We start from the raw sequence: 746 nt of genomic DNA, 5'->3' as shown, positions 1-746 counted from the left end.
GGAACCGCTCGCCGGCAGGTTGGTGATGGCGATGGTGTTGGTCGGATTCTCCTGGCCGTCGGCCAGCCCGCTGCGCTGCGTTTCGACGATCCGGTAGTTCTGACCGGTGATGCCGCCGGCGTAGCTGTAGCCGCCGTTGGCGTCGGTGGTCAGGGTGACCGGCGGCAGATCGTCCGGCGTGCCGAACACGCCATCGGGGCCTGCGCCTTCGATCACCACGGTGACCCCGGGGATGCCCGGTTCGCCGGCATCCTGGTCGCCATCGTTGTCGCGGTCCAGATAGACCGTGCCGCTGATGATCGCGTTGGCGAGTTCACCGAACAGGTAACCGGTCGCCACCTGGCCCTCGCCGATGGCGATGCCGTCGATGACGTTCGGCGTGCCCGCACTGCCCGGCGTGGCGGCATTGCCCGGCGTGTGGCGACCGTCGATGTAATCGGCAGGCTGCGTCTCGGTGAGGGTGTAGCTGCCGGTGGGCGGCAGCAGATCGGGGAACACGTAGGCGCCGGACGCATCGGTCTGCACGCTGACATTCACCGGGTTGCCCAGCACGTCGGTGCCGGTCAGCGTCAGCTTAACGTTGGCGATCGGATTCTCGCCGCCATCGAAGGTGCCGTTGTTGTTGTTGGCCGAGGTCGCGGAGAAGTCTTCGAACACCACGCCCGCCAGCGAACCCAGCACTTCGCCGAAGTCGTGACCGGAGGTCCCGGCCAGCGGCAGGTTGCCGATCTCGATGACGTTGGTCG

At 67.2% G+C, this 746-nt stretch carries 1 protein-coding gene; it reads right to left on the bottom strand.

From position 1 onward, the window contains the following. A partial coding sequence (locus V3390_RS10175; protein WP_331704360.1) for an SdrD B-like domain-containing protein occupies positions 1–746 on the bottom strand: 746 nt, incomplete at both ends.

Source organism: Aquilutibacter rugosus, from assembly GCF_036541335.1.
Lineage (GTDB): Bacteria > Pseudomonadota > Gammaproteobacteria > Xanthomonadales > Xanthomonadaceae > Aquilutibacter > Aquilutibacter rugosus.
Note: the sequence above shows the minus strand (reverse complement) of the source record. Positions and strands in the feature narration are given on the sequence as shown.